General features: G+C 60.1%; 29 protein-coding genes and 1 pseudogene. 14 read left to right on the top strand and 16 right to left on the bottom strand.

Translation table 11 applies throughout. From position 1 onward, the window contains the following. The first annotated feature begins 5 nt into the window (after nt 1-5). Complete coding sequence (gene istB / locus ACVILL_RS36660; RefSeq protein WP_456727991.1) at nt 6-767, top strand: IS21-like element helper ATPase IstB; 762 nt, start codon at nt 6-8, stop codon at nt 765-767. A 133-nt stretch (nt 768-900) separates the two neighbouring features. On the opposite strand, the gene ACVILL_RS36665 is transcribed toward istB (ACVILL_RS36660), so the two are convergent. The 3 genes from ACVILL_RS36665 to ACVILL_RS36675 form a co-directional block, all read right to left on the bottom strand. Then, the gene (locus tag ACVILL_RS36665) at nt 901-1,257 is read right to left on the bottom strand and encodes a PRC-barrel domain-containing protein (protein WP_456733478.1); all 357 of its coding nucleotides are present in this window, start codon (nt 1,255-1,257) and stop codon (nt 901-903) included. Nucleotides 1,258-1,583: 326 nt separating this feature from the next. Further along, a complete protein-coding gene (locus ACVILL_RS36670) occupies nt 1,584-2,678 on the bottom strand; it encodes a glycosyltransferase family 4 protein (RefSeq protein WP_456733479.1) in 1,095 nt (364 codons plus the stop codon). Between the two features lie 1,487 nt (nt 2,679-4,165). Beyond that, on the bottom strand, nt 4,166-4,510 hold the full coding sequence (locus ACVILL_RS36675; protein WP_456733480.1) for a DUF1236 domain-containing protein: 345 nt from the start codon (nt 4,508-4,510) through the stop codon (nt 4,166-4,168). Between the two features lie 154 nt (nt 4,511-4,664). Between ACVILL_RS36675 and ACVILL_RS36680 the strand changes: the two genes are divergently transcribed. The 5 genes from ACVILL_RS36680 to ACVILL_RS36700 all read left to right on the top strand — a co-directional run bounded on the left by ACVILL_RS36680 (nt 4,665) and on the right by ACVILL_RS36700 (nt 7,213). Continuing rightward, a complete protein-coding gene (locus tag ACVILL_RS36680) occupies nt 4,665-4,973 on the top strand; it encodes a hypothetical protein (RefSeq protein ID WP_456733481.1) in 309 nt (102 codons plus the stop codon). 117 nt (nt 4,974-5,090) lie between these two features. After that, nucleotides 5,091-5,222: a DUF3072 domain-containing protein gene (locus tag ACVILL_RS36685; protein ID WP_456733482.1), complete on the top strand. Its 132-nt coding sequence runs from the start codon at nt 5,091-5,093 to the stop codon at nt 5,220-5,222. 711 nt (nt 5,223-5,933) lie between these two features. Next, nucleotides 5,934-6,083, top strand: coding sequence for a hypothetical protein (locus ACVILL_RS36690; RefSeq protein ID WP_456733483.1), 150 nt, complete (start codon nt 5,934-5,936; stop codon nt 6,081-6,083). Nucleotides 6,084-6,551: 468 nt separating this feature from the next. Then, nucleotides 6,552-6,683 (top strand): hypothetical protein, encoded by a 132-nt coding sequence (locus ACVILL_RS36695; protein ID WP_456733484.1) that lies wholly within the window; start codon nt 6,552-6,554, stop codon nt 6,681-6,683. 314 nt (nt 6,684-6,997) lie between these two features. Continuing rightward, nucleotides 6,998-7,213, top strand: a complete 216-nt coding sequence (locus ACVILL_RS36700; protein ID WP_456733485.1) for a hypothetical protein — start codon at nt 6,998-7,000, stop codon at nt 7,211-7,213. A gap of 838 nt (nt 7,214-8,051) precedes the next feature. On the opposite strand, the gene ACVILL_RS36705 is transcribed toward ACVILL_RS36700, so the two are convergent. After that, nucleotides 8,052-8,216, bottom strand: coding sequence for a DUF6894 family protein (locus tag ACVILL_RS36705; protein WP_456733486.1), 165 nt, complete (start codon nt 8,214-8,216; stop codon nt 8,052-8,054). Nucleotides 8,217-8,733: 517 nt separating this feature from the next. Between ACVILL_RS36705 and ACVILL_RS36710 the strand changes: the two genes are divergently transcribed. Beyond that, nucleotides 8,734-8,877: a hypothetical protein gene (locus tag ACVILL_RS36710; RefSeq protein ID WP_456733487.1), complete on the top strand. Its 144-nt coding sequence runs from the start codon at nt 8,734-8,736 to the stop codon at nt 8,875-8,877. Between the two features lie 1,190 nt (nt 8,878-10,067). Here ACVILL_RS36710 and istB (ACVILL_RS36715) read toward each other — a convergent pair. The 3 genes from istB (ACVILL_RS36715) to ACVILL_RS36725 form a co-directional block, all read right to left on the bottom strand. Further along, nucleotides 10,068-10,880 carry an IS21-like element helper ATPase IstB gene (istB, locus tag ACVILL_RS36715; RefSeq protein WP_456727939.1) on the bottom strand — a complete coding sequence of 271 codons (813 nt, stop codon included), beginning with the start codon at nt 10,878-10,880 and terminating at the stop codon, nt 10,068-10,070. Beyond that, nucleotides 10,877-12,391 (bottom strand): IS21 family transposase, encoded by a 1,515-nt coding sequence (gene istA / locus ACVILL_RS36720; protein WP_456727940.1) that lies wholly within the window; start codon nt 12,389-12,391, stop codon nt 10,877-10,879. The genes istB (ACVILL_RS36715) and istA overlap by 4 nt, the downstream gene beginning before the upstream one ends. 151 nt (nt 12,392-12,542) lie before the next feature. Beyond that, complete coding sequence (locus tag ACVILL_RS36725) at nt 12,543-12,746, bottom strand: hypothetical protein (protein WP_456733488.1); 204 nt, start codon at nt 12,744-12,746, stop codon at nt 12,543-12,545. A 223-nt stretch (nt 12,747-12,969) separates the two neighbouring features. On the opposite strand from ACVILL_RS36725, the gene ACVILL_RS36730 reads away from it, so the two are divergent. Next, nucleotides 12,970-13,200: a hypothetical protein gene (locus tag ACVILL_RS36730; RefSeq protein ID WP_456733489.1), complete on the top strand. Its 231-nt coding sequence runs from the start codon at nt 12,970-12,972 to the stop codon at nt 13,198-13,200. A gap of 297 nt (nt 13,201-13,497) precedes the next feature. Here the strand turns inward: ACVILL_RS36730 and ACVILL_RS36735 are convergent, their stop codons facing one another. Further along, complete coding sequence (locus ACVILL_RS36735; protein WP_456733490.1) at nt 13,498-14,433, bottom strand: PAS domain S-box protein; 936 nt, start codon at nt 14,431-14,433, stop codon at nt 13,498-13,500. A gap of 395 nt (nt 14,434-14,828) precedes the next feature. Here ACVILL_RS36735 and ACVILL_RS36740 point away from each other — a divergent pair, with 395 nt between their 5' ends. Next, nucleotides 14,829-15,062, top strand: a complete 234-nt coding sequence (locus tag ACVILL_RS36740; protein ID WP_456733491.1) for a hypothetical protein — start codon at nt 14,829-14,831, stop codon at nt 15,060-15,062. A 285-nt stretch (nt 15,063-15,347) separates the two neighbouring features. Here the strand turns inward: ACVILL_RS36740 and ACVILL_RS36745 are convergent, their stop codons facing one another. The 4 genes from ACVILL_RS36745 to ACVILL_RS36760 all read right to left on the bottom strand — a co-directional run bounded on the left by ACVILL_RS36745 (nt 15,348) and on the right by ACVILL_RS36760 (nt 16,393). Beyond that, nucleotides 15,348-15,509, bottom strand: a complete 162-nt coding sequence (locus tag ACVILL_RS36745) for a DUF2934 domain-containing protein (protein WP_456733492.1) — start codon at nt 15,507-15,509, stop codon at nt 15,348-15,350. Beyond that, nucleotides 15,506-15,715: a hypothetical protein gene (locus ACVILL_RS36750; protein ID WP_050420887.1), complete on the bottom strand. Its 210-nt coding sequence runs from the start codon at nt 15,713-15,715 to the stop codon at nt 15,506-15,508. The genes ACVILL_RS36745 and ACVILL_RS36750 overlap by 4 nt, the downstream gene beginning before the upstream one ends. A gap of 100 nt (nt 15,716-15,815) precedes the next feature. Next, nucleotides 15,816-16,016, bottom strand: a complete 201-nt coding sequence (locus ACVILL_RS36755; protein ID WP_456733493.1) for a hypothetical protein — start codon at nt 16,014-16,016, stop codon at nt 15,816-15,818. A 125-nt stretch (nt 16,017-16,141) separates the two neighbouring features. Continuing rightward, entirely contained in the window at nt 16,142-16,393 is a 252-nt protein-coding gene (locus ACVILL_RS36760; RefSeq protein ID WP_456734445.1) for an ATP dependent DNA ligase, read from the bottom strand. Nucleotides 16,394-16,658: 265 nt separating this feature from the next. Here ACVILL_RS36760 and ACVILL_RS36765 point away from each other — a divergent pair. Both ACVILL_RS36765 and ACVILL_RS36770 read left to right on the top strand, forming a co-directional pair. Beyond that, nucleotides 16,659-17,339, top strand: a pseudogene (locus ACVILL_RS36765) (SDR family NAD(P)-dependent oxidoreductase); the annotation flags it as partial. A 200-nt stretch (nt 17,340-17,539) separates the two neighbouring features. After that, nucleotides 17,540-17,908, top strand: a complete 369-nt coding sequence (locus ACVILL_RS36770) for an MOSC domain-containing protein (protein WP_456733494.1) — start codon at nt 17,540-17,542, stop codon at nt 17,906-17,908. A gap of 159 nt (nt 17,909-18,067) precedes the next feature. Here ACVILL_RS36770 and ACVILL_RS36775 read toward each other — a convergent pair whose 3' ends face one another. After that, entirely contained in the window at nt 18,068-18,199 is a 132-nt protein-coding gene (locus ACVILL_RS36775; RefSeq protein WP_456733495.1) for a hypothetical protein, read from the bottom strand. A gap of 572 nt (nt 18,200-18,771) precedes the next feature. Then, on the bottom strand, nt 18,772-20,046 hold the full coding sequence (locus ACVILL_RS36780) for a hypothetical protein (RefSeq protein WP_456733496.1): 1,275 nt from the start codon (nt 20,044-20,046) through the stop codon (nt 18,772-18,774). 121 nt (nt 20,047-20,167) lie between these two features. Between ACVILL_RS36780 and ACVILL_RS36785 the strand changes: the two genes are divergently transcribed. Further along, nucleotides 20,168-20,353: a hypothetical protein gene (locus ACVILL_RS36785; protein WP_456733497.1), complete on the top strand. Its 186-nt coding sequence runs from the start codon at nt 20,168-20,170 to the stop codon at nt 20,351-20,353. Between the two features lie 226 nt (nt 20,354-20,579). On the opposite strand, the gene ACVILL_RS36790 is transcribed toward ACVILL_RS36785, so the two are convergent. Further along, nucleotides 20,580-20,882, bottom strand: a complete 303-nt coding sequence (locus ACVILL_RS36790; protein ID WP_456733498.1) for a plasmid stabilization protein — start codon at nt 20,880-20,882, stop codon at nt 20,580-20,582. Then, nucleotides 20,882-21,118: a DUF3072 domain-containing protein gene (locus tag ACVILL_RS36795; protein WP_456733499.1), complete on the bottom strand. Its 237-nt coding sequence runs from the start codon at nt 21,116-21,118 to the stop codon at nt 20,882-20,884. The genes ACVILL_RS36790 and ACVILL_RS36795 overlap by 1 nt, the downstream gene beginning before the upstream one ends. Nucleotides 21,119-21,430: 312 nt before the next feature. On the opposite strand from ACVILL_RS36795, the gene ACVILL_RS36800 reads away from it, so the two are divergent. Both ACVILL_RS36800 and ACVILL_RS36805 read left to right on the top strand, forming a co-directional pair. After that, on the top strand, nt 21,431-22,288 hold the full coding sequence (locus ACVILL_RS36800; protein WP_456733500.1) for an SDR family oxidoreductase: 858 nt from the start codon (nt 21,431-21,433) through the stop codon (nt 22,286-22,288). A gap of 58 nt (nt 22,289-22,346) precedes the next feature. Further along, nucleotides 22,347-22,949: an inorganic diphosphatase gene (locus ACVILL_RS36805; RefSeq protein WP_456733501.1), complete on the top strand. Its 603-nt coding sequence runs from the start codon at nt 22,347-22,349 to the stop codon at nt 22,947-22,949. The last annotated feature ends 33 nt before the right edge of the window (nt 22,950-22,982 follow it).

The raw sequence follows: 22,982 nt of genomic DNA on the forward strand, positions 1-22,982 counted from the left end.
AGACGATGTTGACACATCCCACTCACGAGCGCCTCGTCGCGCTCGGGCTCAATGGCATGGCGAAGGCCCTCGACGAACAGCAACGACAGCCTGACATCGCCGCGCTGGCCTTCGAGGAGCGCCTCGCGCTGCTCGTCGACCGCGAGGCGACCGAGCGCGAGAACAAGCGCCTGGTCGCCCGGTTGCGGTTCGCAAGCCTCCGGCAAAACGCCGTCGTCGAGGATATCGACATGAAGGCGCCGCGCGGACTCGACAAGCCGCTGTTCCAAAAGCTCGTCGCCGGCGAGTGGATCGACCGGCATCAAAACCTGCTCATCATCGGCCCGACCGGCGTCGGCAAGAGCTGGATTGCTTGCGCCTTGGGCCACAAGGCCTGCCGGGACAACCGCTCCGTGCTCTATCAACGGCTGCCGCGGCTGTTTGAGGCGCTCGCCCTCGCGCGGGGCGACGGCCGCCATGCTCGCCTCCTCAGGACCCTGGCGCGCGTGGAACTCCTGATCCTTGACGACTGGGGGCTTGCCTCGATGACGGCCGAGCAACAACGCGACCTGCTGGAGATGATGGAGGATCGCCATGGCCGCGGCTCAACCGTGGTGACAAGCCAGCTCCCGGTCGAGCATTGGCATGAACTCATCGGCAACCCAACCATTGCCGACGCCATCCTCGATCGCCTCGTGCACAACGCCCACAGGCTCACCCTCAAGGGCGAGAGCCTGCGCAAAGCCGCCGCCAAGCGTCAGACGCTTGACGACGAGGCCGCCAACTGACCTGATGACGACGTCGTCGCGAGAGCCCGCCTCGGCAGGCGGCCGGGATCATCGGAATCCCCGGCCGGCTTCCATCGGTACAGGCGGCCGGCTTCGCTCGGAATCCACGGCCGACTTCATCGGAATGCGCAGGTCAGTATCCGGCGTAGTAGTCGTTCACGGTCTTGGTGCGGGCCGAATCCTCCCAATTCCAGCTGTTCTCATTGGCGTACTTCGGCGCCCCTTTGAGCTGCTGCTCGGTGACGTTGGTGCGATAGCCTTCCAAATTGACATCGTACTTCAGAGTTCGCCACGGCAGAGGATAATGCTCGTCGCCGATGCCGAGAAAGCCGCCGAAGCCGAGCACCGCGTAAGAAACCTTGCCGCTTACCTTGTCAATCATCACCCGTTCAATCGAGCCGATCTTCTGGTTGTCGGCGCCATAAACGGCGGTGCCCTCAACCTTGTCGCTGCCAATCAGGGTGCCGGTCTCTCGTTGTTCTGTTGCCATGTCATCCTCCAGTAGTTAGACCAAAGCCAACAGGGACGGTCGGCCGAATGTTCCTAATGTCTAGAAGGCCTGTATCACCCAACAAAGATCTCGACGATCATCCATGCATATGGCCGCAGTGATCCGCAGTGATCCGGTCGGCTGGCTCGACTGGATGGCGATCCCGAAGCCTGAAAGCAAGCAAACGAGGCATGGCCCAACATCACCTGAAAGCAACTCCGGGCCGATCCCTTTGGCGCCTTTATCGCCCGAGCAGCGGCAGTCGCGAGGAAAGCAGGTCGTCGCAGAATCAACTTCCTCGTGCACTGGCAACGGGACGACCTAGGCTAGGTCGCGTTCTGGCCGAGGTCCTGTTCTCGCGTTGCCGATGGTTGCAGTGCAGCTTTGCCGGCCCGGGCCGCGGCGATCAGCTTGCGGTACTGCCCCTCGTAATCGCGCCCCATCCGGCTCGCCGAGAAACGTTCCTCAAACCGGGCGCGCACCTTTCGTCTGTCCAGCCGTCCCAGTTGGTTCACCGCGCTGATAGCCTGCTCCTCGCTGTCGACGATGAAGCCGGTGACGCCATCATCTATAACCTCCGGCACTGATCCGGAGCGATAGGCGATGACGGGCGTGCCGCAAGCCATCGCCTCAATCATCACGAGACCGAAGGGCTCAGGCCAGTCAATCGGAAACAATAGGGCCGCGGCGCCGGCAAGGAATGGCTGCTTCTTTGCATCATCGACCTCGCCGACGAGCCGAACGTTCTCGCCGTCGATGTGGGGCTGAAGTTTCTTCTTGTAGTATGCAGTCTCGGCGCGCGGTATCTTGGCCGCGATGCGTAGCGGCTTTCCGGCAGCGTGTGCGATGCGGATCGCATCTTCTGGACCCTTCTCCGCTGAAAGGCGTCCGAGAAACGCCAGGTACGAGCCTCCTTCATACGACGGCCGGAGCAGATTCACCGGTAGACCGTGCTGGATGGTACCGCTCCAGTTCGCGTCAGCAAGCGGCAGGCGCTGATGTTGGGAAATCGACACGAAACTGGCATTCGGAAAATGTTGGATGACGTGGTGCAGTCCCGGCAGGTCGAGCCGGCCATGCACGGTGGTCAGAAATGGTACGCCGAGCCGACTTAGCAGCGGGAGTGGCAGCCAGTCGATGTGAGCGTGGATCACATCAAAGTCGCTCGCCCGTCTCGCGATCGCTTCCAGCAGCAGGGTGCAGGCGGCGCTCGGGTCGGCACCCTTCCGGCCAAGGCGCAGTGCATGCGGCCACACGGGATGAAGGGTGCCGCGTGTCCGGGAATCGCCGCTCGCAAACAGCGTGACGTCATGTCCCAAGTCGACCAGCTCGTCCACCAACCACGCGACCACACGCTCGGTGCCGCCGTAAAGCTTTGGAGGGACGCTCTCTGCCAAGGGAGCCAGCTGGGCGATGCGCATGGGTGCCGATCCCTAGGCCCCGCAAATTGATCGCAGGACAAGCACAATCGCCGCGGATATTAGATACGAAATGGCGAGCAATGTCCGGTTCGGCCCTGCACTACTGGCCGTTACCTGCTGGACAAGATCTTCAACTCGTCTCAGCATACGTCGTCGGGGAGCCCCTCGAGATAAGCCAATCCAAGACATGCGAGCTCCTCAGCATCGCCTTCACACGCTTCCCGTTTCTCATGGAGGTGGCGCTCGAGCAGGCATCGGCGGTCGTCCGCAGAATCGACTCCGGTGTGGGTAGCCAGGTAAATAGACCACGCAGTATCTACTGCTTTTCGCATCGGGCTCTTATCGACCATCTTCTGCTCCCATGAGCAAAACATCATGCGGTGGCAACTCGATCCGTCGGCGAAAGTTGCTACTTCTTGCCGAGTACCCCGAAGGTCGATGACGCGCGCCGTTTCGGCAACGTTCGATATCGCGATGACGTTCGACCTGAATTCGGCGGCTCGGTGTCCATCCAGCGGCATCGCCCTCGATCGAGATCGCGATACCTGGGGCTCAGTCGACCCTCACTGATCTGCTCCCGAGCCTTGCGTCGCGCCCTTTCTGGTTGCCTTCTGCGGGTCTCCTCCGCTGCGATCGTCGAACGCGGCGCGCCCAGACTCGACTCATCCCCCTCATCTGATACTCGCGTCTGGCCTCGTCGAGGACCGCTTGCACCTTGTTCGATCCTGCCGCTATGCGTCGCCATGGGGTCGTCGGTTTACTCGGCGGCCCTTAAGGCAGAGATTGCTGCCGGCGCACGATGCCTCCAGAGCCGCCTTCATCGAGGGAGGAGAGATAGGCAAGATCAAGAAGCCCGGCTAGCTTCCCCGGCAACAAGTTCGTGCGGTTCGCAGCTCTTCTAGCGCCGACGAACTACCCAGACTCCTAGGAGGAACGCGACGAACAGCGACTGCAGTGGAGCCTTTAGGGTTATCCCTCGCAGATGCTCCGAAAGACGTCGCAAAGGCGAGGGCAACGAGAGAGCATCCACCTCCGCCTCTCGGCCCGGCCTCGTCGCGGAAGCGCGCTTGGTCTCCAGATCGTCCACGAGGCCGGAGGCCTCGGTCATCGCAGAGGCTTCCCTCATGTCCATGCCAGTCCTCCCATGGTCGCAAAGGAGCAACAGGCCGTTGGAGGCCTGGTTCCTATGCGGCTGCCGACGACGGAGCGGGGCCGACCGGCGGACCATGAGCGCTGGCTCGTTGACGGGACCGGCGAGGCCGGTGCCAGGCGCCGATGGCCGGCCCAGGGAGGTCGATGGAGGCTTGAGACTTTCCTCGGACGACCTCCTGGGGAGGTTTTCAAATCGGGCGACTTTCCAAAAGCTGGGAGTGTGCGATGCTTAGGAAAACCCTCATCACACTGATCGCGGTAATGGCCGTGGCGTCGGGGAGAGACCGCTGAACTGGCCGCCTCCCCATTGCATGAGGTCGATCGGAAAGCGTTTGTCAGTCGACTTCCTGGACGACAGTCCGGGTCTCGGGATCAACCAACATCACCCGCTCGCCCGAGTAAACATAGCGATACCGCGTGAGCGACGGTCCCCAATCGGCCGGCACGGCTTCAAGCTCGACGTCGCGCGGCACTGGGGAACCGACAACGATTTTTTCCCGCGTTTCGACGGGACGAATCTTGTGCTCGGTCACGTAACTGTGGATTCGGGTCCGATACTCCGGCTCGATCTGAACCGCAGCATTATGCCCGGCGCCAGTTGTACCGACCACCGTCGTCTGGGCGAACGCTCCCGTCGATGCCAATAGGATCGCAACGGAAATCATTGCTAGCTTCTTCATAATGTCCTCCTAACCGCTCCATGCGGACTTTCGAGAACAATGAACGAATAGGAATGTTCCTTGTTGCGCTCCTTTCCGAAGAGGATGGTTCGGTGTCGTGGACCGGACGGCGGCATATGTTCGCGGTCGTCCCTCGCTGCGCGAGATCCCGGGTATGGATCATCCGATTCGGCTCGCCGACATTCTCGCGGCACTGCGCCGCCTCGACGGCGAGGACGACGATCCGCCGCAGCCCGGCGATGTCCCGATGCGGCTGCGGCGGCCTTGGACCGCCGCGCCGCAGAGAACACACCATGATGTTCACGCAGGCCGTTCGGCCATGGTGGTGCTCGGGCAATTCGACGGCGCCATGGGCGGTGCCCTTCGTAGTCCGCACGGGCGCTATCAAAGCCGCCTGAACGCAGAGCGCCGGCCAGCCGGCGCTCTGCGGCCGAAGGGGCGGCGCTGCGGAGGCCTAGCATGAGCCCGTGGGACAGCGCTGCCAGTCCCTGCCCGACCGACTGAGGTTGGGTAAAAAGGGAGTCCTCAATGAGCAACACTCAAAAGGACCCGAGCATTGGGTTTCCAGAGAGACGATCCGATGACCGATGCCCAAGCCTCTTACCTGAAGACCCTCGCCAACCAGGCTCACCATCCCTTGCCCGATAAGGACCCGATCAAGGCCGAGAATTCGGAACTCATCGACAAATTGCGAATAAAGGCAGGACTTTAGGAACGGCGCTCCCGTCAAGAGCGTCTTTGCGTCATTAAGTTTCCACGAGCGTTCGGCATGTCCGCGCAACCCGCCAAACCATGGTCAGAAGCCGAGGACAGAAAGCTTGTTGACCTAAAGCAACAGAAAAAGGTGACCGCGGTAATCGCCAAGATCTTGGGTCGATCCCAGGAGGGTGTCAGGCAGCGCCTACATGGCATTGCCATGCGAGAGCGAGTTAGGCTCATCCACCGCAAGTACCCGGATTCCACTCGCCCCGCCTCAGGCGCTGTTGAAGACCAGCGGTCTTAATGGGTACGGACGACGGTAGGCCCCCGCCCTCATCGTCCCAAGGAGCCACGCGCGCATCTTCGCGTTATGGGAGCGCCGACCATATCCGCCCCCAAGGCTGGTTGGCTGACAACCCCGCCACGCGAAGGCGGGGTTTTTTCTTGAGCCTTTCTCGATCTCGCCAGACACAAGCAGTGCTGAGTCAGGGCCCAGTGATTAAGCCAGCGTCGCGAGGCGAGCATATTCCGTCTCGTCGACGCTGTCCTCTTTTGCGGCGGTACAGCTGGCGCGTCAGGCCCTGGATCTCCAGCTTGTCAGCTGGGAGAGACCTTGCGGGGTTTTCTTTCGAGCCCGCGGGCGAAGCTCGATTGAAACGATCGACGAAAATCGCAGTTAATATCTAGCTGCTAAGCTCTCCTCATTGATTTGGGGAGAATTTCAATGATCGCGCTTTCGAAGGCTAAAGCCGAGATCCAAGCTGCTCGCCGGCCCGTTTCGGGATTTGTCGCAGTAACCCTATTCAGCCTCTTCGGTCTGGTGCTGTCTATCGCCCTCGCGCAGTACGGAATTAATATCGCCACGGGCATGTAGTCCGCGACGATCTGCATAAGCCCATTCCCACAGTGGGACGATTATCCGTAGCTTCCCGGTGCAAGCCGCGCACTTCGATTGCTGAGTCGTGCGCATGCCCGCGACTTTGCCACAGAGGCGTCACGTTCAGCGTGACCAGGCAATACGACGACCAGTTCGAAATCGTCATTGAGCTTGACGATGAACTGATACGCAGCACCGTGCGCTCAAGGCTGCCCGAGTTGGCCAAGCGACGGGCCGAAATGCTAATCAATCGCAAGCTCAAAGATAAGCTCAGGCTCGTCTGACAGCGCATGAGAGAGCCTGCGAGAACGGCCGGTGCGAGCAGGAACCGTGACGATGATAATGAAGGCTGTCCGCCCCTACTCCGACCCTGAGAATGCGGCGCGCAGGATCATGGAGCATGCGAGAGCCGTTTGAGCCGATCCAGGACGGCCGGAAATCTACATCGAGAAGATCAACTATCCGATGCTCTACCAGGCCACGCCGGCCGATTACTGGGATGGCCTTCGGTATGCGATCGACCAAGGCTCGCTCGAGTACCACGAGAGCGGGACGTTCGTGCGGATGCTGCAGCCGGGCAAGGTCGTGTTCGCCTAGCCGAATACCATAGGAGCCTCGTTGCCGTAGGATCCAAAAACAATCCCAAGCGTTGAACAGGTTTAGCCCGAAAGGAGGTTGGGCAATGGTCAATGTTCGAGAGCGGAGGAGAACGCCTGTAGGCGCGGAAAGAGAAGCCCGCAAGGTATTCCGAGAGACGGAAGCGAAGGAGGCTTTGAGTGATTACGCCAAAGCGCAAAAAGCATTCCACGAAAATCGCGAAAGGCTAAAGGCTGAGCGTTTGGCCCGGGAAACCAAGAGCGGATCGAGCCCCATCGGAAAGCCGGATTAGAGCCAAGGCGCAAGAATCGACAATGTACAAAGACGCGATCATGGACGAGTTAAGACAGATCGAGCTCGATGTGGTCGAAGGCGAACGGCGGCTCGCAGACGTCGAGGCGCTTCTAGTCGAATTGAATCGGCTGAATGAAGACACTACCAAGGCTCAAGCCGAGCTAGATAGGATGCGTAAAAATCAGCTCGACCGCGAGCAGCACAGTCAACGGCTGCTTTCGCTTCTGCTTCCGTAGTGCACAAGGATTTGCCGATGACCCCACCAGAACGCCGCGACATGCCCTGGATCGTTGCGGCTGCCGTTTTGGCCTTCGTCCTAGCGGTCGTGGCGGGAGGACTCACGTATTTCCGTTAGCCTCGCGCTGCTACTCTTGGCAGGACACTCCATCACTCCCCCTTGCTCGCCAATCTCACGCTCTGCTCGCCGGAAATCAGGTTGCAGCCTCCGCAGACCCAAGCTTAATTGTTGAACTTACCTCTCGCGAGCTAGACTGCTGCCGGTAGTCCATCAGCTCATCAACAGCCATCCGATGCTAATGATGAGTGCGATGAACGAAGCGCCGGCAAAGCCAAGGAAGCTATAGTCCACTGCGTCCCGGTGATCCTGTCTGAACACGGGCGGTCTCGCCTCAGATAACCGGCCCCAGTGCCCCGGGGAGAGCACTGAGGCCGGTAGGTTAGTCCCACTTCTCGTCGTACCGAATCTTAAACTGCGATAACTGTGAGTGGTTCCACGAACGGAATAGCTCCAGCGCTGGGGAAAACGCTGGAGCCTTCCGTTCATACTGTCCGAATGCGGTTGTGGGGCTGATGATTGCCGCATTCGCCAGACGAACAAGCTTCGGCCACGTTCGTTCCTAGCAATCATAGAAGGGGCCCCAGCACCTCTGGGGGCCTAGAGGCCGGTGCTGGGGCCCTCACTTGATCCGCCGATCTTATGTCTGGCGGCACGCTCGATACTTCGCCCCTCTCTGAGCCACACGCAATAGCGCGGTTGCAACAGTGTCCTAGTTCCAGCGAGAGTGTCCAAACTAGGACAGAACTCAGAGTTAGCGCTTCCTGTCCCGGCTGACCTCAAACACGAAGGCGAACGGCCATCAGCGGGCCAGCTTCGTCTCGGACATCGATTTCCATCTGTTCGATCCCGCTGCGGATGACCGAGGACGCCGCATCCCGGGCCATACTCCCTAAAGCTCGCCCGGCTTCATTCTGCGCGGCCTCAAAGTCTCGGAGCTCCACGCCTTCCTCGTCGACCGTAATTCCGTGGCTATCTTTGAGGTCGAAATAATATCTGGGTATCAGACACTCGCTCTTTCCATTTCCGAAAATCCAAAAGCAAAAAGCGGGGTGCGTTCCCAGGTCTGTTTTGAAATGGCGAGTGGCTTATCTCGACCAGTACGAGAAGATCAGATCCGATGCTTTAGGAGGACAAGGCGAGGCCGGCTGGGCCCGGCTTCGAGTGCGCTAAGGACTAGGGCTGGCTCGAGTCCCACGAGAGTTCGCGAGGATGACTCGCCGGCAAATCCTAAATACGTGCGCCATGCGAGGAACCATCGAGGGGACGGAAGCATCTAATCGACGCTTCTGGTCAGTCAACGCCCCCCGACTGCCAGAAGAAAACCCGTAGCGCCCGGGTTGGCGGTCCCCAGGTTGGGGCTGCTTGCTGGGCTGGTCTTCACAGATGGTGATTGCAATGGAACTTATTGGACGCCCGATGCGAGGCCGGTTTCTCGTTCGAAGAGGAAGCACTGATTGGATGGTCTACGACAGCGAACTCAAAGGTCCAGCTCAAATACGGAAAGACGGTCCCTTCGCAGAGAAGCTGACCAAAGAACAAGCTGAGAATTTAGCGGAATTGCTGTCGAACCAGCGAACTGAGATCGGCAAAAGGCGCTCCTGATATCCAGAAACGGCCCCAGCGCGGTCAACCGCGCCGAGGCCGAGTGCCATGATTAGCTTCACACCAAAACCAGCACTCAGCCGTTGGTTCCTTGGAGCATAACGCAAAGAGAAACGGCCAGCACCCTTGGAGGTGGTGCTGAGGGAGGTGGTGCTGAGGCCGTTTCCATTCCGAGGTCGCCCAGCCGCCGCTGTCGCTAATTGGGCGAGCCCCCCGGGCCTAAAAAGGATGTCCTTAAATGAAATCGCCCTGCCCGGTGCCGGGATGATCGAATCAAAGCTGAGCCAGTCAATTAACCTAAGTGAATAGATCGGCCGATTCACATTGTGATTTCAAGAAGCCGCCGATCATGCGGGGACGGGCCCCCGTCCAAGGAACGCGTACGCGAGGTCATCTGGGAGGTCGACGCGCTGGACCTGCCCGACGGTGCCATCTTTGTCCCACTCCTCGTTAGAGCGAGACTTCAACCGCGCTGGTCGCCCCTCGTTCCGCAAAGAAAAGGCTCCAGCGAGGGGACTGTGGCTGGAGCCTCCAGATTCAACGGCAACCGCTGGAGCATCGTAGCCAGCGGGACCGTGCTAGGGCTGAAAAACTAGGAAATGAAAATCACCTGCCCGTTTGGCGATGAAACCCGGAAATATATGTTCCGAAAATAACGCAGGTGAGTTTTGGCGCTTAAGCGTATCACGTTCTGTACCAGTTTGTTGCAGCCGGATCGCGCCCGCAGGTCAACAGCCAGATCTCCAGCGGGAGGACATGCCTCATTAAACTCGGAGAACATCCGGCTGGCTTAGACAACGCTCCGAAAGAGAAGACCTGTCCGAAGTGCATGCATTCCGGAAAAGAGGTCCGATTCTTCAAAGCGTGCTCGATCCTAAGCGGGGATGCAGCGTTCGCGTCTGCCCGACCCGGCTCATCTCCGTAGGGAGATCCCGACCGCCGAGGTCGCCACATAGACCGCGGCATACTCGCGCTTCCGCAGAAGATCGCGAACAGGCTTGGTGTAGTCGGCAAGATCGATCATCGGCGTCCCTCGAAGTGAGCCGCCTTATGCTGCCATCTATAGCGCGACAATCTGGGTGGGAAGCGCGCGACGATCAGGATGGCGAGTCGGTGTCGCGGCGTGGTGATGATTGCCGCGATGATTGTCGCGCGCAAGAGTTTTGTTGAACTCTGATTGTCGCGGAGCGTCAATCAGCGACAGTTTTGGGTGTCGCGTGCGAAGGCGGCCGTCCTGGACCGCGCTTTCGTTCGAGCGCGGTGCGCCTGCGATAGCTCTCGACGTTCATCTCGACGATGGTGGCATGGTGGACGAGGCGATCGATGGCGGCGAGGGTCATGGCGGGGTCCGGGAAGACCCTGTTCCATTCGCCAAATGGCTGATTGGCAGTGATCAGCATTGAACGCCGCTCGTAGCGTGCGCTGATGAGCTCGAACAGCACGCTGGTCTCGGCCTGATCCTTGGTGACGTATGCGAGGTCGTCAAGGATCATGAGATCGAAGCGATCGAGACGATTGATGGCGGCCTCGAGGTTGAGCTCGCGCCGCGCCACCTGGAGCTTCTGGACGAGATCGGTGGTGCGGGTGAAGAGGACGCGCCATCCGTTCTCGATCAGGGCGAGACCGATGGCTGCCGCCAAGTGGCTCTTTCCGCCGCCGGGCGGGCCGAACAGGAGCAGATTGGCACCTTTGCCCAACCAGCTGTCGCCGGCGGCGAGCGCAGTCACCTGCGCCTTGGAGATCATCGGCACGGCCTCGAAGTCGAAGTTGTCGAAGGTCTTTCCGGCGGGCAGCCGCGCCTCGACGAGATGGCGCTCGACGCGACGGCGGCCGCGTTCGGCGATCTCATGCTCGGCGATGGTGGCGAGGAAGCGGGCCGCCGGCCAACCTTCCTTGTCGGACTGTTCGGCGAACTGTGGCCATAGCACCTTGATGGCGGGTAGCCGCAGCTCGTTGAGCAACAGATTGAGGCGCCCAGTGTCGACTGTGTTGGCCGTGTTCATGCGGCGTCTCCGATCTGGCCGGCGCCGATGAGGCACTCATAGCTGGCGAGCGGGGCAAGCTGCACCATGACCTGCGGCACGCAGGCAGGATCGGGCGCGAAGTGGGCGCGCAGCCGTCCGAGGTCGGGCAGTTGGCCAGCGTTAAGGTCAGCCGCGAGCTGACCGGCGAGGTCGGCCTCGCAACCGCGCTCATGCGCCAGCGCGAGCAGATCGACCATGAGCCGGCAGGCTTTCTTGTCCGGCAGCCGTTCGCGCAAGGAGTCGAAGGTTCGACGATAGGCCTCGCGCGGGAACAGCCGATCACGGTAGACCAGATTGAGCAGCGCCATCGGCTTGCGCCGCAAGGAATGGATCACGTGCCGATAATCGACGACCTGGTCGTGCTTGCCGTTGGGATGCGGCCGCCCACGCGGCAGGGTGACGAGATGAGTGCCGCCGACGAACACGTCGAGACGATCATCGTAAAGGCGCACCCGCAGCTGGTGGCCGATCAGGCGTGACGGCACGGTGTAGAACACCTTGCGCAAGGTGAAGCCGCCGCTTGACGTCACGCGGACAATCACCTCCTCGTAGTCCGAGGTGCGGCGATCTGGCAACGCCTGCAGGGTGGCGCGCTCGTGGTCGATCCGCTTGGCGTTGCGGGCATTGCGGCGGCTGACGATCTCGTCGATGAAGCCGCGGTAGGCGGCGAGATCATCGAAGTCGGCAGTGCCGCGCAACAGCAGCGCATCGGCGATCGTCCGCTTGAGATGGCCATGCGAGCTCTCGATCGCCCCGTTCTCGTGGGCGATGCCGCGATTGTTGCGGGAAGGCCGCATGCCGTAATGGGCGCAGAGGTCCTCGTACCGCCGGGTCAGATCGTCCCTCGCATTGCGATCGAGATTGCAGAAGGCGGCCGACAGGCTGTCGGTCCGATGCTCCCGCGGTGCCCCACCGAGCGACCACAGGGCATTCTGCAGCCCTTCGGCCAAAGCGACGAAGCTCTCGCCACCAAGCACGACATGGGCGTGCTCAAACCCGCAATAGGCCAACCGGAAGTGATAGAGGCGATGATCGAGCGGCACGCCAGCGATGGTGACCCCAAGCTCGCCCATGTCGGTGAAGTCGGACAGGCCGACCTGGCCCGGTTCGTGGGTCTGGCGGAAGATGACCTCCTGCTCCTCGCCGTGGATCGCCCGCCAGGCGCGGATCCGGCGCTCCAGCGTGCGGCGGATTCCAGCTCCGAGCTCAGGATGGCGCCGCAACATCTCCTCGAAGATCGCAACCGGCCGCACGCCGGGGGCGGCCTTGAGCATTGGCACCACCTCTGTCTCAAACACATCGGCCAACGGGTCCGGCCGGCGACGGCCGCGCTCACCCTTCTTCTGCGATGGCAGGCGGGGATCCTTCTCGATCCGATACGCGGTTGACGGACTGAACGACGCCTTGGCAGCGGCCCCTGGCGGGCTATCGGTCTGACGGTACTTCATGTAGAGCCTCATCTGGTGATCATTGATGTGTCGGCCGGGCACGCGAGTGATTCCTCTTGGCGGAAGAACCACTTGCATAACCAGCCGGCCGCGATCACCAGACGGCGCGGTCCCCTGTGGATCGCGCCGTCGCCGGGCTCGTAACTCAGGTCGGGCTACGCCCTCCCTGCGTCACGAGCCCGGCGAAGCTCTCTCATCCTGATTGACGCTCCACTTCCATCCTGATTGCCGCGCCGCAGCCATCGTCCTTCATCCAGCCGACGCCGCCAACCGCGGCGCCCACTCCGGCCATCGTGCTATGCCCGAGCCACGCCGGCCAATCGGCGACGATCTCGGCCTGGGCGATCTCTCGAGCGGTAGGCACGACTTTCATTGTAGCCGTGAGCCAGCGTCGCATCCTCGGTTGCCCTGCTCCAGACCTGCGAGACGTTCAGTCATCGCATCTTGCTGTCGCCGAGCGCATCTAAGACGACGATCCCGCACGCCTGATCGCGACCTTCAGAATGGCGTGCTACTGTTTTGGGGGCATCGGACGACCCCATTTCGCGCTCGGCCGTCAGCCTAGGAACGGCACCGCGCGGTGCGCGTTGATTCTGCGCTGGAAGGCCAGGAGCACTCCGGTGCCCATAACGATGATATGCCCCAAAGACCTTGAGCTCATCGCGCTGCGAGAAATCCGCGGCCTGCCCGGCGGAGAATACGTCTGCCATATCGAAATTGAACCGACCGACACGGACTGGACCCTCGTGGCGGTCGTTCGTGATGGCGCCGACAACGACCGCATCCACGAAGCTGCAACAGCCATCACAAACAGGCTGAAGCAGCGATATTTGGTACGATTCGATTGGTGAGCGCATGCACTGGCGATGGGTCATGAGTCGACGGGCTCCGCAACACCGGTCGCCATCGAGTGCAACTTTGGGCGGCCCTTCAACGACCGCGCGTGCACCTCGCGCAAACACCTGAGGCGCGCGGCCTAGCACCTAAGCGACAGCGCTCTCCTCACGGATGACAACCTAAGCCGCCGAAGTGTATCGCTCGCCATCTGCTTTCGCATCAGGTGTGTGGCTTTGCCAGGCCGCAAATCGGCTTAAGCCATGAGTTGCCGCAGCGCCAGGTGAGAGCAGGAAACCCAGTTCGATTGGATTTCATGTCGGAAGGACGATTTCGCAAACGAGCCCCTCCGCGCGCCACTCGAAGAGCACCTTCCCGCCTAGCGGGCTGATCGTTCCTTCGATGAGGCGGCTACCAAATCCCTTGCGCCGCGGCGCATTTATTCCCGGTCCGCCCAATTCGGTCCAGCGGAGCGTCAACCGTCTATCCTCGGTCTGCGACCAGGCCAATTCTATCCGTCCACTCGCGATAGATAGCGCTCCATATTTTGTGGCATTGGTAGCGAGTTCATGCAGAACCACCGCGATCGCTTGCGCAGCGGCGGGCTCTAACATGGTTTGCAAACCGTCCATCACAATCCGCTTCTCGTCGCTCTCTTCGAGATAAGGAGCAAACTCTTGCTTGGCGATCGCCGAGACTTCGGCTCCTATCCACCGCGTCTCAACAAACAGCGAATGAACATTTGCCATCGCTTGGATGCGCCCGCTGATTACTTCCTTCAGACCCTCGGCGGTATCGGATTGAGAAAGATTGATGATTGCTTGTACGTTTGAGAGGATGTTCTTGCTTCGGTGCTCCGCCTCGCGCGCCAAAATGCTAATGTGCTCCTGATTGCGCTTCTGCTGGGTGATATCTCTAGCGATCTTTGATGCGCCGACTATTTTGCCGTGGGCATCTTTGACAGGAGAAACAGTCAGCGAAACGACAATTGAGCTGCCATCCCGACGGCGCCGGACAGTCTCAAAATGGTCGATGCGCTCACCTCGTCGGATGCGGGTTAAAATCTCCCGTTCTTCGCTGAGCCGGTCCTCCGGGATCAGGAGTGTAATGGGCTGCCCAATCGCCTCGGTTGCCGCATATCCGAAGATGCGCTCGGCTGCCTTATTCCAGCTTGTAATGATGCCATCTAGATTCTTGCTTATAATCGCGTCGTCGCTGGTTTCAACTATGGAGGCCAGCAGATTGGCCAAGCGCTCGGCGCGTTCCAGAGGCCGCTCGCTGACAAGAGGCTGGGGTTGAAGTCCCGACTTGTTTTTAGACGCCAAAAGAATCCCCAAAAGATGCGGCACTGCCGTTGGTGCCCTAATCATAGCACCAAACATACAGGCCGCGATGTCTGACAGCGTCGGTTTAACTCAGTTGACACTCAGGTCTGCGCCGAACTTCGGGCAAGTCCGTGCGGCGCGCATCTGCGAAGGACGGTGAGGCATCAATTAGGGTTTATCCGACGAAGGCGCTCTGGACATTTGCCCAAACATCAAGGCTTTCGAATCGTTAAGGATTTCTGCGCGAGGAGCCTATCTCGGCTAAGTACATTTATCTTGAAGACGATAGCAACCAGCGTCGGGCCTCCGAATTGGACGGCATGGCAGAGTCGTTCGGCAACAAGTTCACGGTCGTCGAAGTGTCTGCAGACGACACAAGGGCGACGCAAATCTGGATTGCGCGCGCCAAGCCGCGTCAAGCGATTACGTTAATACTCGCTTCCGTTCCGGAAGGTTGGACTGCCGAAGTTCTGGATATCAGCGTGACGTCAGAGCAGCAGAAAATGTTCGAAGAACTCAATCTTCAGCCTGGAGACGTGCACAAAATCAGCTGACCGGATAAAGCCGCTGAGTGATGGGGATTCAAGCTGTTGAATGGTTTGATGGAGGAGCGGATGGCGTCCCCGGCGCAAGCCGCTAATGCCTGTTCGGTGCCTCACTGTCCACCAGGTGGCCAACATCAGGCGCCTCGATGCCCGCGTCAATCTCGTCCGACCGATTGCAAGCGCAAGGCATGCCGGCGCCGCATCTACATCCGCCGGGGTCGGCAGTCCAGGCCAGGTGCGGATGGTTTTCGCACACCCAGCCGAGACCATGGCAAACGGAGCAGTTGGGGTTGATCACAGCGTGTCGGGGGTCCGCAGCGGCGAGGACTTATCCTCGTTCAATAGCTCCTGCTCGGCCAAGTGCCAAAACTCTTGGTCTCGTGCTTCCGGTTTTCCCGCTTTCTCCCATAGCTCGTAGGCGGGAGCGGCAACGGCCTCGTCAATGCGTTTGCTCATGCGGCCTCTCGCCTGGTCGCCCGATAGAAGTCGATGGCGCGGTTCGCCAACATCAGCTTGCGTCGTTCCCCAGCGAGAGCCATTCGGCCAACAATACTCACCAGAAATTGGCTGGTCTCGTAGCCGTTGATGATCTCGCCAGAGCGTTCGAGGAAATCCCAAGCGATCTGCACAGACTCTTCCACGAGGATATGTACTTCACTCATGAGTTTAGAACGCGGCTTAAAGGGCGCCGTTCCTAAAGCAAAGGGCCTCCGCCGGATACGGAGGCCCTGAGGACCCGGAGGGAGGAGATTCTTCCAAGCCCTATTTCGGCGACTGTAGTCCCGGTGAACTCATCCACTCATCCAGGTGGGCTGCCGTGTCAGCCTGCCGGGCCTTCTTCACGAGTTGGTCTCGCTCAGCACTTGGCGGCATCTGACTGGCTTGTTCACGGCTATCGGCCGCGAACTTCCTGAGCCGCGCCTGAAGCGTTTCTGTTTGTTTGAACCGACGCCGTTTCTTCATGGCGTGCTCCCTGCTTGTGTATGGCGGGAGCGCCGTGATGGCGTTCTCATCACCGGTAGTTACCTTTGGCCGCACGGTGATGGATCAAACGTAATGTCGGACCACGATACTTTCTACAACGTGTGTTACTTTCTTGAAACTCCCTTGAACGAGCTCGCGCGCAGCAAGCCCTCGGACGTTATGTCCGCGGTATTCGATCTCCGCTGTAAAACAGGATCAACCCACGTTGCTTTCGATCTCCTGAGCGGCTTACTCAATTTGCTCTTTGGACTAACTACGCTGTCTAGTGCTTTGCTGATTTTGCTGGATGTCGTTCGATTCCGGCCCGTCCCGACCTTGCCCATGTAGACCAAGTTATGCGCGGCAACTGTACCGATGGAGCCTGTGCCCTCAAGGCGGCGCTACTTGCGCCCGTTGCAGCTCGGTGGCAAGCTTGACGCGTTGCGCCTCACAAGTATTTGGCTGCTTCGGGCGTGTGATGATTGGTCCCCCTCGATGGTTCCTCGCATGGCGCACGTATTTAGGATTTGCCGGCGAGTCATCCTCGCGAACTCTCGTGGGACTCGAGCCAGCCCTAGTCCTTAGCGCACTCGAAGCCGGGCCCAGCCGGCCTCGCCTTGTCCTCCTACGCGCCGCTTTGCGTCTGAGGGGGCGAAGGTTGCGCTGATCGATCGCGATGAGATACCGCTCGCCGAAGTGGCTAAAGAACTCGAGGGCGATCGCACGCTCGCTCACGCGGCGGACGTTTCTGACCCAGAGGCCGTGAGCCAGATGGTGGCGACGGTTGTGAAGCACTTCGGAAGGTTGGATGTAATGGTGAACAACGCCGGCGTTCACGAGGGCGGTGAGCCGAAAGACATCACGAACGACCAGTGGCGCAAGGTGATGGCCACCGATGTCGATGGCGTGTTCTTCGGCTGCCGCGCCGCCTTGCCCCATCTCGAGAAAACCAAGGGGTCGATCGTGAACACCGCGTCAGTCTCGGGAACCGGCGGTGATTGGATGAGCCCCTACAATGCTGCGAAGGGCGCAGTGGTCAACCTGACACGCGCCCTGGCGCTCGATCTCGGAAAACGCGGCGTCCGGGTAAATGCTGTATGCCCCACCCTGACGCGCACGGGCATGACAGCCGATATGATGGAGGACAAGGCCATTCTGACAAGGTTCGCTGAGCGTGTCCCGCTCGGACGGGTCTGCGAGCCCGAGGAGATTGCGTCCGTGATCGCGTTCCTCGCGAGCGACGACGCGAGCTTCATGACTGGCGCGAACGTTGCTGTCGATGGCGGTGTTTCGGCCTCGAACGGACAGCCACCCCAAAATTGAGCACCCTCCAGCCAGCGCAAGGGGCGCCCGCTCTGGACGGATCGGTCGTTGCCGTCGCCATCGGCGCAAAACACCGATTCAGCAAGACGCCTCGACCGTCCATTGTCCTCACGGCAGGTCATGGGGTCGAAGGCGATGCGCACTATGGGCCATACGTCCGGCACAGGTATCTCGCCCTTCGGAATCCGAGAGCGCCAAATTTGCGCCAAGTTCACCTCATCCCGCGCGAACTGTTTGACGCGTTGCGGGTCGAAGGTTACGACGTGAGCCCCGGCGATATCGGCGAGAACATCACGACGTCAGGGCTCGATCTCGAAAGCCTGCCGCTTGACACCGAACTCCGGATCGGTGCCACCACAGTCATTCGTCTTACCGGCCTCCGTACACCATGTGTGCTCATCGATCGCTTCCAGGCCGGATTGAAGAATCGGCTGCTAAACACAACGCCGGGGCCACCATTCAGGGCCGGCGTGATGGCCGTCGTCTCAGTAGGCGGCGTGATTGCATCGAAGGATCCGATTAAAGTCATGTTGCCCAAGGAGCCGCACCTGCGCTTGCCACCTCTCTAAGGGCCCTCTCCAAGGTCGCGGATTTTCGGGCGCAAGCCTCCGGGCGTGACCTCGAGCGTCGCCAGAGTAATCGGCAGCTTGAATCGGCGTTACCGGCGCTGCCCGATGATGCATTCGGACTATGCGGATTCTAAGTTCCACCGATCGCACGCATCCGCCTCAGTCGTTGAGGCTCCACATCCAGAGGATGTCGGCCGTGGACGCGACCTCGATCTGGATGCTGAACCGTTGGGCATAAGGCTGCAACAGCGCATCATGGCTCTGATTGAGCTGCAAAGCGCGTCCATGCAAGCTTCCTCCGCTCGACTTCTGACAATCTGGCCGCGAAGGTAAAATTCCTGTGCGGACGAGCGGACGCCGTGCGGAGATGAGACTCAGCCGACGGCATCGCCGCTTCATGCGGTCACAACAAGGAGTTCAGTTCGCTTTGACCAACTGCGATAGAGCATTCGGTCAACAAAGTCGGGCTCCACCGAAGCGACGCCCTCCGCGGCTATCGCGATGAGCGTCCAGCGCGCTCCATGTCTACTCAGCTAAATGGCTTTCGCTCGTCCTGACCGGCGGAGCACCGCTCGCAAGCGATGCTCCGCGCTGCAAGGCTTTAGCGCCATACGTATCGCTTGGCGGCGTCGCGGTGCGACAGCTGTATTTGCCGCGGAGTTCGGCAATTGCTTTCGCGATTCTTGCCGTGACGCCGGTTGCCGGAGCACTGCACATTGGTCCGCTATTCGGACCGGAGGGCGCTCAGCGGGTTGCAAGGGATCGAAGCCAATTGCTACCGCGATGTCGATGAGCTCCCGGATTTCGCGCCGGCGGTCCCCTTAGACCCGGACTTCCTAAGAGCGACTAGCTCAACTCCGTTGTCAGGACCGAGAGCGGTTGTACTCGGCCCACCATCGAGCCATTGCGCAAGTTTGTTCGTCCCAAAGCGCCGTAGGTAGATCTGGGACCGATATGCGGACGCTGAAGTCGCCGGTCGCTGCGTCGTGAAACCATTCCGCCGCGGCGAAGTCGAAGCCAAAGCTTCCGGCGTGACGGATCGGAAAGCCGGCTCGACCGAGATCTGCGCTCATCTTTGAGGCCGCTTTCCTCGCCGCTTCTTCATCCAGCCGATGCCTGCACTTCAGCGTGACATAAAGTCCATGGGCGAAGTTCAGTTCGCCGGTGAGCCCGCCGAGTGCGTCTCGAAAAAGCCGCGCAGTGCGGCGTCCATTGCGAAGGATGGCAGCCACTCGCCTGCTGGTCAGCGACCGATAATCCGAGCTTCCAACAAAGGGCGGGAAGTGAGCCGGTAACGCGGCGCCTCCGAGGAGCCTGACCGCATTCCGCATCTCGTTCGGCAGCTTCCTAAGGTGCGAGCGGCTCCATGGATCGTTCTTTGGATGCATGAACGCGGTGGACCCCAGCCGTCCATATTCCGCCCCGAGCGAATCTAGCTTGGTATGGCTTCGGATCATCGCCGTTGGCACCTCGGATTTTCGTGCCCGTCGTAGGACCCGCCTTATCCGGCCAGATCCGCCAGAAAAGCAAGTGGTGTCGAAGATCAGAAGGTCGAACTCTGCCCAGCACGATCGCATGCAGACTTCGAAATTTTTCGCCGTCGCGCAGGAATCGAGCAGCAGGAGTCGGGGCAATCGCGAGCGAGAGACGGACTCATCCAATGCTCCCTCGGCCGTGATGATCCCTAAGTGGGGGGCGTATGCCTTGATGAACTCCAAAGTTTCACCGTATGTCCCAGGCAGGACCACGATAACCGCCCGATCGAATACATGAGAGGAGGCCAAGAGCAGCGCCGAAATGGAGGCCATGCCCGAAGAGGTGTAGACGGTTTCGCATCTGGCTACCCCTTCGACCCCGTAGAACGATGGCCCTGTCACGTCGAGATCGGCGCGCTGATAATCATATCGGAACTTGAACGGGCCATCGCCGCCCTGCTTCCCAAGTGACCATGCAGTTTCTGTCGTGGCCCAATCCTTCAGATCGTGTTGAGCTCGAAGAGCAGCCGTTAGCCTGAATTTATGTTCGATCACTTGATCGATCGATCGCGGGGGAGCCAATGCGAGCGGCTTGTCCAAGCAACCATCGAGGAGACTGAGCTCATTTGATTTCCGACGCAGATAGGCTTCAATCGTCTCCATGTTACTCTCGCCGATCGTCCAGTACCTCGAACGTTCGACTTCGGCTTTGGCTCCTAATTTGCCTAGCCTCGGGTTTCACTGGGATAGCGAGCGGCCCCGGCTCCCGATTCGGATCGGGTCTATGCTGGAAGCTGCAGCCCGGGACAGTTCAGCCATTTCTCAATTTGCATCGCTCGATCGATTTGGCCGAGCTTCTGCAAAAAAAGATCGCGCTCCGGCCCAGACGGAGAAAATTTCGGCCTTGTCTTTAACTCTTTCGCCAAATGCGATGTTGCCGATGAGCCAAGGCAAAAGCTCCAGTGACTGATGTCTCGTCCACGCGGACCTGCGCAACGCGCTCGCACGCGTCAGCGTTGGGAGGATGCTGGCCGGCCTGAGGGCCAGGACTTGAATTTTCAGGCCGAGCGCGAACTCGCGGATAATGAGATGATCGACTGACGCAGGTTGTGCTGCTGTTGATCGTGCGGCGGCCGAAGTGGACCTCGGTCCACGAACTATCGCTACATGCGTTGCAAAGAACCCTGCTCGCCTGTTCACGCTGCGCGGCGTTTGCGAGTTCTCGCGGCCTTTTTGGCTGACCTGGAACGTTCAGCTGTCGGCCGACTAGCTGATGCCTTCCCGCCGAGTTTTCCACCTTTACGCGATGGCGAATGGTCTTCCTTGGCACCTCTGCCGGATCCGCTCTTCTTGCCACCATGCGTTTCTTTATTGACCGTTGCCCATGCCCGCCGTTCGGCTTCCTTATCGTCAACGCCTCTGGCTTCGTAGCCTTCCTCAATGTGTTCGGCCTTTCGCCTCTGCTTGTCAGTGTAGCTGGATTTGTCTCCACGGGGCATTACCGCCTCCTTTGCCAAGTTTCGTGTGCTGTATCTTCGACGCCCGCCTTCCTACGTAATTCACCAATTAGCTTAAACGCCTCAACCTTGGTGAGATCCTTCCCGAGAGTGAAAGGCAGGCGTGCTTGTTCTGAGAGGATTTGCAGGTCAGACGCCAGGGCATCGGTCATTGGCTCGTTTCCCGACAACCAGTCACAGTGCTTGTTGCTATTTGTGGCGCCTTCCTTGGTGCTCATGAATACCTCCTTGCGCTAGAAACGGCAGAGTTCATGAGGTGTTCCTGCAGGACCACGAATCCTTGACTGCACTCATCCCAGAGCGCCGGACACGGTCGCGAAGGCCGGGTTCCGGCTTTACTCGCCATCGTCCGCGGCGACTGTCGATCCCGGTCGGCGATGACGTTTGGTTCCTGAGACGCGCTACGCCGGTCCATCGAGGAGAGAAAGGTCCCGCACGGCATGTTCGTCTCGCTATCGTTATCCTCGGCCGGCCTCCAGGAACGCTCGCTTAACTGGGCAATTGAAATCCATCAGTTTGCGGAGAGAGCTATGTCGGACTATCCAAAGCCACCCTACCCCGACCAGAAGCAGTCGATGCCCGGCATCACCGCCAGAATGAATCCGCATCCGGACCACGGCGAGTCCAGTTATCGGGGCTCCGGCAAGTTGGCGGGCAAGCGAGCGGTGATCACCGGCGGCGACAGCGGCATCGGCCGCGCCGTGGCCATCGCCTACGCCCGCGAAGGCGCCGACGTTCTTATCTCCTATCTCAATGAGCACGACGACGCGCATGAGGTGAAGGCGCTGGTCCAGGCGGAAGGGCGCAGGGCCCTCCTCGTCGCCGGAGACCTTCGCAGCCCCGAGCATTGCCGCGCCGTGATCGAACGGGCGGTCGAGGATTTCGGGGGACTAGACATCCTCGTGAACAACGCCGCTCACCAGGCCAGTTTCAAGGATATTGCTGATATCTCCGACGAGGAGTGGCGGCTGACCTTCGACGTCAATATCCACGCGATGTTCTATCTGGCAAAGGCGGCGGTGCCGCATATGCGGCCCGGCAGCGCGATCATAAACACGGCGTCGATCAATTCGGACATGCCGAATCCGATTCTGCTGGCCTATGCCACGACCAAGGGCGCGATACAGAATTTTACCGGAGGACTTGCGCAGATGCTGGCCGAGAAAGGCATTCGCGTGAATGCCGTCGCGCCGGGGCCGATCTGGACTCCGCTGATCCCATCGACATTACCAGACGAGTCAGTGAGGCATTTTGGCAAGCAGGTTCCGCTGAAGCGAGCAGGCCAGCCGGCCGAGCTTGCGACGGCCTACGTCATGCTCGCCGATCCGCGCTCGAGTTATACGTCCGGGACAACGGTCGCGGTCACCGGCGGAAAGCCGTTCATCTAGGACCTTGAACTCAGCGGCATTCGATCGCAAACCCCGTCCGGGGGGTGTGAGGCTCTCGATGCCACAGAGGCAGCAGCCGGTCGGGCTGGGCTGGGAGGTCAAGCAAAGCAAGGAACAAACGAATCAGGTTGCCATTTGCAAACCCATGACGAACCTCATGAAGCTCCCGACGTGGGCCGACGAGAAGAACATCTACTCCGTGATCGAGACGCCCCGCGGAAGCACCTGCAAATTGGAGTTCGACCCGGATCTGAAGGCGTTCACGCTTGCGAAACCTTTGATGGTCGGGCTCACATATCCCTATGATTGGGGCTTCATTCCCTCGACAAAAGCCGACGATGGCGATCCACTTGATGTCCTCGTCATTCACGATTCCCAGACATACCCGGGCGTCGTGCTGCCATGTCGGCCGATCGGAATTCTCGAAATCCTTCAAATCCGCAAAGGCAGAAAGGAAAGGAACGATCGCATCTTTGCCGCGCCGGATCGTTCACCATTCGAGACCAATCTCAAGGATGTAAGGCACCTGCCGTCCCGCGCCGTGGAAGAGCTCGAGCAGTTCTTCCGCGCCACAGACGCGCTCGAAAACAAGGAGCTTGAGTTTTTAGGGTGGCGCGGGCCCGGCGCGGCTGTCAGGGCGATCAAGCGCCTATCGGTGTGAGGCGCATGGAGCGCCTTGGCTCCGCGACAGAGC

Source organism: Bradyrhizobium sp. USDA 3364 (assembly GCF_054056355.1).